Raw genomic sequence first — 8334 nt, 5'->3', positions numbered from 1 at the left:
ATCGCTGCCGTCAACGACGTCTTGCCATGGTCAACGTGACCAATCGTGCCAATGTTGACGTGCGGCTTGTTACGTTCAAACTTGCTCTTAGCCATAACTGTCGTTCTCTCGTCATCACAACCGGTCTAGGGCCGGCACCATGTTTGTAGCTCAGACGAGACAGCGCGCCGTCCGTCAGCAAAATCTGGAGCGGGTAGCGGGAATCGAACCCGCATATTCAGCTTGGAAGGCTGCTGCTCTACCACTGAGCTATACCCGCATATCCCGCTGATCCGTGCATCTTTTTGGACGCCGCAGAATACAGCAACACATAGATAGCGCATAACTGTGCCAAAACCGAATCGGGCTTTGAACTATGCGCCAGGCGGTCGGTTCCGGCAGTGGTGGAGGAGGTTGGATTCGAACCAACGTAAGCCAAGCTAACGGATTTACAGTCCGTCCCCTTTAACCACTCGGGCACTCCTCCGGTCACTGCCGATGGAACCGCGCCATTTGGCACTCTGCACACAGCTTTCCGGATATAACCGGGCGGCTGCTTGCGGAGGGCCTTATGCCGACTAGCCTCCATGGTGTCAACACTTCCCTGCAGAAAATGAACGGCTTGTGGAAATAGGCTAAAGAAATATGACGGCGGAGCAACCAGCACGCGCGATTTACACCACAAACATATATCGCCCGGGACCATGAAAGGTTATATGTCGCGCCATGGCCGATCAAAAACCCACTCATACACAAAAAGATTCACACTACGCGACGCTGCGTCGCCAGTTCCGCGATCAAAAGGCCGGGGGACCACCGCAGCAGGCCGAGCGCGCCTCACGGCCACCTGTCAGTGGCACGCCAGCGCCGGAAGGTCTGATACGACTTTACGGCTTGCATACGGTGCGCGCAGCACTGGACAATCCGGCTCGCAAGATCAAGCGGATGCTTGTTACCAAAAACGCCCTGGACAGGCTGGAAATCACCAACACCGATGCCCTGCCCTTCGACGTTGCCATCGTCGAGCCTCGCGCCATCGACAAGGAGACCGGCTCAGAGGCCGTGCATCAGGGCGTGATGATCGAAGCTCAACCGTTGAAGGCGCAATCGCTGAAAGCGCTGCAGGAGAGCTCCCTGCTACTTATTCTCGATCAGGTGACCGATCCGCACAATGTCGGCGCTATCATGCGCTCGGCCGTCGCCTTCGGTGCCGGTGCCATCATCACGACGGCTCGCCACAGCCCTCAAGAATCCGGCGTTTTGGCGAAAGCCGCGTCTGGCGCCCTCGAACTTATCCCCCATGTCGAGGTACGAAATCTGGCGGACGCCATCGCCGAGCTGCATGAAATCGGGTTCACCACCATCGGCCTTGATTCGGAAGGGCCGTTGGAGCTGGAAAATACGATGTCCAAGGGCCGGATCGCCCTGGTGCTTGGCGCGGAGGGCAAAGGCCTGCGGCAGAAAACCCGTGAAACCGTCACGCACCTTGCGCGGCTTGAGATGCCCGGCGCAATCAAATCGCTGAATGTATCGAACGCAGCGGCCATTTCGCTTTATGCAGCCCAGCGCTTCTTGAAGAGCAAAGATTAGAGACCGTAGCCAGCGGACCAGGTATTTATTTCCGGCGAACGACATTTTTCATTTTACAGATAGAAGGTTTGTGCTAAGCGGACGCCGCTGCCCTTGTAGCTCAGTTGGTAGAGCATCTGATTTGTAATCAGAGGGTCGGGAGTTCGAGTCTCTCCGGGGGCACCATTTTCAACAAGCAAATCAAATATTTATCATTTCGGCATCGAAATGCCTTTTTCTCGCGAACCGTTACAGGTAACGTCTCAGGTAACTTTTTGACCTGACAAATGCGGGAATCACAAAGGCGTGAATCTAGATTCCTAGCGTCGGCGCGTCCTGTTCGCTGCAATCGTAATAGTCTGCGTGCCACCTGAAACGGTCACTCTTATATAGAGCGGATTGCCACGCAGGATCACGGCAGAGCCAGCGGCAAGGGCAGACAGGGAGTTGCCAGCGCTATCCTTCAGCGTCACCCAGTTCGTATTGTTCGGACTGCCCTGCACCAAGAGCGTGCCCGTGCCAGTATTCTGGAGGGTTTTGTCCGCCCACTTGTTACAGGCAATGCCTACGCCCACCCCTGTCTCATTGACCCACTGAATTACCGCTTGATCCTGACTGTCGAAAATTGTCGGCTGAACGGGCATGGCTCAATCCTCGTCGTCTTGCTGGCCGAGAAGCTCGTCGGCAACGAAGTCCGCAATCTCTGCGTAATCGGCTGTGTCGCCATCCTCCAGATAGGCCGTGATCTCATCGACCAGCACGTCGCGGTCGCCATCGGCATTTTCGAGCCAGCGATCAATTTGACGTTGGAATTTGTGTTTCTTAGCCATGGGGGCCTCCCTGTTTGCGTGCCTCTACGAAATCGCCGTCTGGGCAATCCTCACGCGTGAAGTGATGGTTCAATGTGTGCTCGGCTTGCCACGCTCTAACCAAGTTGCGTTGGCGCTGGCTAAGCGATCCCGTGCCGTATAATTCGAGCCAGCGCAGGGCGGATGCGGTTTCTGCGTCGGGCTTGGTTCTGACATAACCGTGGCGCGGTGGGTTCGTGCTCATGTCGCCACCCGGAACATTTCGCCAATGCCTTCCACGAGATTGGACTTGCCAGCGTCACCGCTCCGGAGCGCCTTTTTGACGGCTTGAGAACGTCTGATTTCTTCGACCTGAAGGGCCATCAAGACATCCTCATAGCGACTTTCGCCGCTACCGGCGGCTTCGGCTTTGGACACGACCGATTTATCAACTGGCGGATCGAGCAAGGCCGCAACCTCGGATTGCGTGAAACCTAGACTTTGTCTCAGGGCGCGAAGCTTTTTACCCTCAAACGGATTTGCGACAAGGCCCGTTGCTTCGAGATTCGCCGGGCGAAGCAGTTGCGTGATCCCAATCCCGCGATCATTGAGGATTTTGACCATCTGCGCCTCCAGCGCCTTGGAGAAGGTTTCGAAGTCCGCGTCGAACTCGGCCCGCTGGGCAAGCAACTCGGCCTGAAGATCAAAAACCTGTTTTTCCAGCGACTGAATAGGCTGAAGATTAGCCCGCAAGCCATAGATATCGTACTGGCCACCCGGACCACTGGCACATACCAGATTGACGTTCTTGGCCAGTAGTGCCGATGCGATTTTGATGCCTTCGGACGGCCTCGGATGCAGTGTGCTGGGGTCGGCAAAAATCAAAGTAGAGCCATCGCTCATGCTATTCTGGAGGTGTTCGATCATGAGCGTACCGACGGTCTCATCCTTCCAGTCCGTGATCGTGAGACCTTTGAGCGTTGCGATCATCTTGCAAGCCTTGGCTTGCTCGTCCAAGGCGTGCTGGCCGGAACCGCCACGGCGATAGACGTAAACTGCATTTGATACTGACATAACTTATATCCTTGTGATTGGTGGCGAGAGCTTCGGAGCCGGTGTTAGATATTCGGAGCCTTGGCCCTCGCCTGAAGCGCCATGAACAAGGTGGAGAAGCAGCAAGGAGAGCCTCTTGTTCACGTCGCTAGGGGTTAATATTAGCGGGTGAATCCGCTCTTCTTTTTCCACGCGTCCACGCCTGCGAATACGCTGTTGCTCGTCCGCTCAGCGGCTCGGTTCTCGAACCACTCATCCTCGTCAAGGGGCTGACTGGACCGGCCACCGGCATAACCACTGCCGATACCAGCGGTTCGGTTTTCGTCTTGGTCATAGCGCGGGGCGTCTGAAGCGTTCTCCCAGCCGCTTCGTGAATACGGGGTCATCTGCTCTTGCGCGACGGCCTCTAGTATTTTCTGCCTGACCTCGTAGCCACTTTCTGCAAGTGTAATTAGGTCCCGCTTAGTAAGACCGCTAGAACTTACCAGTCTAGCAAAGGCCGCTTTGGCATTGGCTGTATCAGCGGCAAGTTCAGGCCAGTCAAGCGCGTACTGAGGGAATAGCGTTGCAGCTTGATCCTGAAACCCCGCTTCATCGCGATCAACATCACGGAAGTGTTTCGCGTCCATCGCAGCAACTTCGCGATCAGCGGCTTCATAAAGGACCTTTTTCTCAGCCTTTGAGAGGCCTTCGTTCATCAACGACCCTCTGTTCGGATTGTCTTCGTCATTTGGACCCATCACTCCAAAGAATTCCTTGGCAAAACGTCTTTCCTCCGGGTCCGGGCTCATCCAATGTGTACTGCGATCCTCTGGATCATACTTAAGCTGACCGCCTGAGATACTTCCGGCAGGCAGGGAATTTATGAGGGCATGCCGCTTTTCTATTTCCTCATCGATGCGTCTTGGGTCCGGACGGTCGATAAAACCTTCGTTGCGATCAAAAGGATCGCCGGAAAGTTGGTGTATGTCGGGAAGCTTAGCCATCATGTAACCTCTAATGTTAAGGGATGTGAACAAAGTACAGCCTCACATCACTTCATACTTAACATTAGCATGTATCAACCAAACTCCCAAATTTGGACTTGACATGTGCCATTTCACTGACAGTGGTTACTTGACGCATACTTGACACGTGATGGTTGTTCGTGCTATGTTCTGCCATGGCAATACAGGAGTTCCACACAATGCCCATACCTGAGGATTTCAACGCTGACGAATACTACGGCCTGAGTGAATTTCTCTCACTCTGTGGCTTCAGTCGCCAGCATTTCCATGAACGCTATCAGAAGCGGGGCAAAGGTCCGCAAGTGACCGTCCGCAAAGGCAAGTATCTCTACATTCAAAAAGCATCCGCCAACGCATTCATCGCCAAGCACATCTCACATCAAGCCCGTCGCGCCACACTCAGGCCGTACGCAGGCAAAGAAGGAAACCACTATGTCTACTGAGAACCAAACCACCGACAACGCCGTCATCGACACGAACACCACGTCCACCGACGAATGGGACCAGATGAACGAACAGACCTTCGAAAAGCTCATTTCAGAGGTTCGTGATCTCGACCACCCGGAGCTAGTCGAACGCGTCGAAGGCCTCGCCAAGAAGTGGCGCGAACAGCAAAAACAACTGGCCATCCTCTCCCTCCAGCCCATCTTCGTGGCACAGCCCCTCGACCTCCATGCCGCCATTGCCTACAACCAAACTGCCTTGCAGGGCCGTCTTGATCGCGGACACAGGATCGGAGGGCGTTCCAATGCCAATAGCTAAGCCACAGACAGGCCCACAGCGCGAAGCACGTAATCGCGGGTATGAAGTCGTTCAGGACAAGCCAGACCCTCTGTACGACGAGCCTACAAGCCCAGCAGAAACAGAACAAATCGCTGGTTGGCTCGAAGCAGGCCATCAAGCGGTACGATCCAAGACGTGACGCCAAGGCGGATATTTTGGCAGGGCAAATGGAGGATCATTCCATGACAACCAAATATGTCGTCACGCCCATTGGCATAGAGGGCACGAGGTACGACGTTGCGGACGTGCCGCAAGTTCACGCCACACCGGGCACAGAAGCCATGCCCGATAATCCAAGCGCTCATATCGTGGAGCCACACCCCGAATACGGCGAAATCGGAGGTATACGAATGGAGTGGAAAAATCCGGGGGTCTACTACAGAAGCTCGTCCTCGAAGCGGGTCACAGAAGCGCAGGCCCAAGCCGTTGGGTGGGATGTGGCCACTTATCGCCATAGGCGGATGATCGTGGAGACGATGCGCCGGAATGGCACGTTGCCGCCTGCGTAGAGGGGCGTGAATCGCCCTGCCCTTGACAAGGATTCACACGATTCCCATCTGCGCATCAGATCGAGCCGCAATGTTACGGCAACAAACTACGGAGATATCCTATGTACAAGGAACCAATGGTGCGCACGGCTTTGCCGACAAGTCGCATCGCCATTAGATGAACTCTGCCGTCGCGGTCACAAGCCGCGATGATGAACGCTACCTGTCAGGGCGACAAGTCCGACAACGCTACGGCAACATAAGCCGTCAAACGCTCTATCGCTGGCGCAAAGACCCAGACGAAGCGTTTCCACCTCCCGTTCCTCTTTCCGGCCACCTCTATTGGCGCTTGAGCGATCTAGTCGCTTGGGAAGAATCACGTGCGCGGAAGGAGGCGGCATGAATAACTTGGGAAAGCAATCGTCCTGCATCAATTCCGACAACTGGCCCGCCACTCGGGCCAAGTTCGGATTGCTGGTCGATGCAAACGGTCTATTCAAACCATTGCCCGGCTTCAAGGACAAAGACCTGAAAAGTTCCACCGCTCTTTCGTCCTCTAGTCCGCTCATCCTCACCCGCGCCTCCGATATCACGTTGGAACTTATAGACTGGCTATGGCCAGCGTATCTTGCACGTGGGATGCATTTTATTATCCATGGTCAGCCGGACGCAGGCAAAGGCACGGTGGTCGCTTCCATCGTCGGAATAGTGACGAGCGGCGGCAAATGGCCGACCGGCGAACAAGCTCCGAAGGGTTCGGTCCTTTGGCTGAACGCCGAGGACGCCGAGAACTATGTGCTGGCACCTCGTCTGGAGGCCGCTGGAGCCGACCGCAGCAAAGTGTATTTCGTCAAAGGCACACCGCTTCCCGATGGCGGTGAACGCGGCTTCGATTTGAAAAAGGACCTCGCCAGACTTGAACAGCAAATTGAAGTGCTGGGCGATGTGGTGCTTGTCGTACTTGATCCGCTGAACTCGTATCTTCCGGGCATCAACATGAACGATCAAATCGAGGTTCGTAGGGCGCTTGATCCGGCAAAGGAGATGGCCGACCGTACCGGCGTCACGATTCTTTCCATTGCCCACGACATCAAAGGCCAAGGCGCGATTACTTCTGTATCGAAAATTGCAGGCAGCGGAGCATACGGCCAAGCGGCGCGAGGTGCTTTTGTAGTCGATCATGAAGACCGTGACGATAAGGACGGCTTGCGGCGGTTTATGGCGGACAAGTTTAACATTGGCGCAAAACCCAATGGCCTGGGCTTTCGGATCGCCGGAAAGATTGTGCAAGAGAGTGGACTAGATATCCCATCGTCTTATGCCGTTTGGGAAGCCGATCCGCTCGACATCGGAGCCGAGGAGGCAATGCGCGATGCAGAAGACGGCAAAGCAAAGTCCGGCGCTCTTGGCAGTGCAAAGGATTTTCTTAGCGCTCTACTTATGTTGGGGCCCGTGACCGTTACAGAAATCGAGTCCGAGGCCAAGTCAGCGGGTATTTCGATGCGAACTGTCAGACGTGCCAAGGACGAGTTGTCTATTCAGTCAATCAAGGATGGATTGTCGGGACGGTGGTCTTGGTCGCTGCCGGGCGGCGGCCTGTCGTTATCGGCCATGCCCTTTGCCGCCATGACGAAAGAGGATTCCCTGATTCGAAAGCCGCGCCCACGCGCGGCAGTGATTCCCAGTGAGCCAGTGGTTATCAGTAAAGACATGGCCGACACATGGCGTAAGCAGGCGGAGAGGATGCTAGGAAAAGGTTAGGCAAGGTGACCACGAATTGGCAAGATGACCACACCCTTTTAGCTTGGACACCTTGGCAACCTTGGATGCCTTCGAAGATGTCCAAACTCTCTGAAGGTGTCCAATATATATATAATAAAATCCGAAGATGGCCAAAAAAATAGGGATAGGGTCAGCTTGCTTTTATTTGGTCACCTTGCCGCCCAGACATTACTCGGAATCATCTAAAAGCTCCGGCGGTATATGCCGTGGCCAATGATAGTGAATTGGATGCTCTTTCTTATCGTCCTCAGTCGCTAGAGGTTGTCGCAGGTACTTATATGTACCCCAAGCCTCTAGCAGATCATCAATCGCGCCTCTTAGATTCTCTAGTGCCTTCTGACCATTGGCCGGGTTCCACGTGTAGACATCAATCTGCACTGCTGGATTGTCTTTCTCAATATCATGAACACAGATCAGCGAATCCAAACCCTCATCTTTCAGAAAGGCCGCCACTCGTGAATTTGTTTTCATCTCTCTCCCTCCGGTCTCCGCCACGCCCAACATACAGGACTTCCGGCGCGGAGACGATGAGACATGATTCACGAGGTTACTTACTTCCTCAGCCGCTTGCCCCTCGCGTGGCACGTGCCTTCCACATACTTTGCTCTCTCGTTAAAGGAGAACCCCTAATGAGATGTCGAGATGTGTGGCGCTGCGCCATCGCTGGTGTGTGGGTTGCGGTAAACGGCTCAGAGAATAAGATACTCCCCGGCCCGCGCCAATATGTGTGTGATTTACGGGGAAGATGTGGACAAAGTGGGAACAAAGCATTTGCTTTGGCTGCGACTCATTAGACAATGCGAATCAGGGCGACCGTGTATCAGACAGCCGCCCTGTTTTCGTAGTCAACCCTCCACAGGTGGACTTGATGTGTGATCACCAGCG

Annotated in this window: 11 protein-coding genes and 3 tRNA genes; 6 read left to right on the top strand and 8 right to left on the bottom strand. The window is 54.7% G+C overall.

The features are described from left to right. The 3 genes from J2X72_RS14680 to J2X72_RS14670 form a co-directional block, all read right to left on the bottom strand. Positions 1 to 95, bottom strand: a 95-nt coding sequence (locus J2X72_RS14680) for a GTP-binding protein (protein WP_018010120.1), incomplete at its 3' end; no start/stop codon positions are given. A 90-nt stretch (positions 96 to 185) separates the two neighbouring features. Further along, a tRNA-Gly gene (locus J2X72_RS14675) sits at positions 186 to 259 on the bottom strand. A 122-nt stretch (positions 260 to 381) separates the two neighbouring features. After that, positions 382 to 466 (bottom strand) — tRNA-Tyr (locus J2X72_RS14670). A 239-nt stretch (positions 467 to 705) separates the two neighbouring features. Between J2X72_RS14670 and rlmB the strand changes: the two genes are divergently transcribed. After that, complete coding sequence (rlmB, locus tag J2X72_RS14665) at positions 706 to 1569, top strand: 23S rRNA (guanosine(2251)-2'-O)-methyltransferase RlmB (protein ID WP_310073008.1); 864 nt, start codon at positions 706 to 708, stop codon at positions 1567 to 1569. An 89-nt stretch (positions 1570 to 1658) separates the two neighbouring features. After that, a tRNA-Thr gene (locus tag J2X72_RS14660) sits at positions 1659 to 1734 on the top strand. A 134-nt stretch (positions 1735 to 1868) separates the two neighbouring features. Here J2X72_RS14660 and J2X72_RS14655 read toward each other — a convergent pair. From J2X72_RS14655 to J2X72_RS14640, 4 genes are all read right to left on the bottom strand, one after another. Then, the gene (locus tag J2X72_RS14655) at positions 1869 to 2192 is read right to left on the bottom strand and encodes a hypothetical protein (protein ID WP_310073006.1); all 324 of its coding nucleotides are present in this window, start codon (positions 2190 to 2192) and stop codon (positions 1869 to 1871) included. A gap of 3 nt (positions 2193 to 2195) precedes the next feature. Continuing rightward, positions 2196 to 2378 carry a hypothetical protein gene (locus J2X72_RS14650; RefSeq protein WP_310073004.1) on the bottom strand — a complete coding sequence of 61 codons (183 nt, stop codon included), beginning with the start codon at positions 2376 to 2378 and terminating at the stop codon, positions 2196 to 2198. A gap of 219 nt (positions 2379 to 2597) precedes the next feature. After that, a complete protein-coding gene (locus tag J2X72_RS14645) occupies positions 2598 to 3410 on the bottom strand; it encodes a helix-turn-helix transcriptional regulator (RefSeq protein WP_310073002.1) in 813 nt (270 codons plus the stop codon). A gap of 140 nt (positions 3411 to 3550) precedes the next feature. Then, positions 3551 to 4378: a hypothetical protein gene (locus J2X72_RS14640; protein WP_310073000.1), complete on the bottom strand. Its 828-nt coding sequence runs from the start codon at positions 4376 to 4378 to the stop codon at positions 3551 to 3553. Between the two features lie 197 nt (positions 4379 to 4575). Between J2X72_RS14640 and J2X72_RS14635 the strand changes: the two genes are divergently transcribed. The 4 genes from J2X72_RS14635 to J2X72_RS14620 all read left to right on the top strand — a co-directional run bounded on the left by J2X72_RS14635 (position 4576) and on the right by J2X72_RS14620 (position 7428). After that, entirely contained in the window at positions 4576 to 4839 is a 264-nt protein-coding gene (locus tag J2X72_RS14635; protein WP_310072998.1) for a hypothetical protein, read from the top strand. Then, entirely contained in the window at positions 4829 to 5158 is a 330-nt protein-coding gene (locus tag J2X72_RS14630; RefSeq protein ID WP_310072996.1) for a hypothetical protein, read from the top strand. Before J2X72_RS14635 ends, J2X72_RS14630 begins: the two co-directional genes overlap by 11 nt. A 203-nt stretch (positions 5159 to 5361) precedes the next feature. After that, the gene (locus J2X72_RS14625; protein ID WP_310072994.1) at positions 5362 to 5688 is read left to right on the top strand and encodes a hypothetical protein; all 327 of its coding nucleotides are present in this window, start codon (positions 5362 to 5364) and stop codon (positions 5686 to 5688) included. Between the two features lie 321 nt (positions 5689 to 6009). Next, positions 6010 to 7428 carry an AAA family ATPase gene (locus J2X72_RS14620; RefSeq protein ID WP_310072992.1) on the top strand — a complete coding sequence of 473 codons (1419 nt, stop codon included), beginning with the start codon at positions 6010 to 6012 and terminating at the stop codon, positions 7426 to 7428. 189 nt (positions 7429 to 7617) lie between these two features. Here the strand turns inward: J2X72_RS14620 and J2X72_RS14615 are convergent, their stop codons facing one another. Beyond that, positions 7618 to 7920 (bottom strand): hypothetical protein, encoded by a 303-nt coding sequence (locus J2X72_RS14615; RefSeq protein ID WP_310072989.1) that lies wholly within the window; start codon positions 7918 to 7920, stop codon positions 7618 to 7620. Positions 7921 to 8334 lie beyond the last annotated feature (414 nt).

This window comes from Phyllobacterium sp. 1468 (assembly GCF_031455525.1).
Classification (GTDB): domain Bacteria; phylum Pseudomonadota; class Alphaproteobacteria; order Rhizobiales; family Rhizobiaceae; genus Phyllobacterium.
Note: the sequence above shows the minus strand (reverse complement) of the source record. Positions and strands in the feature narration are given on the sequence as shown.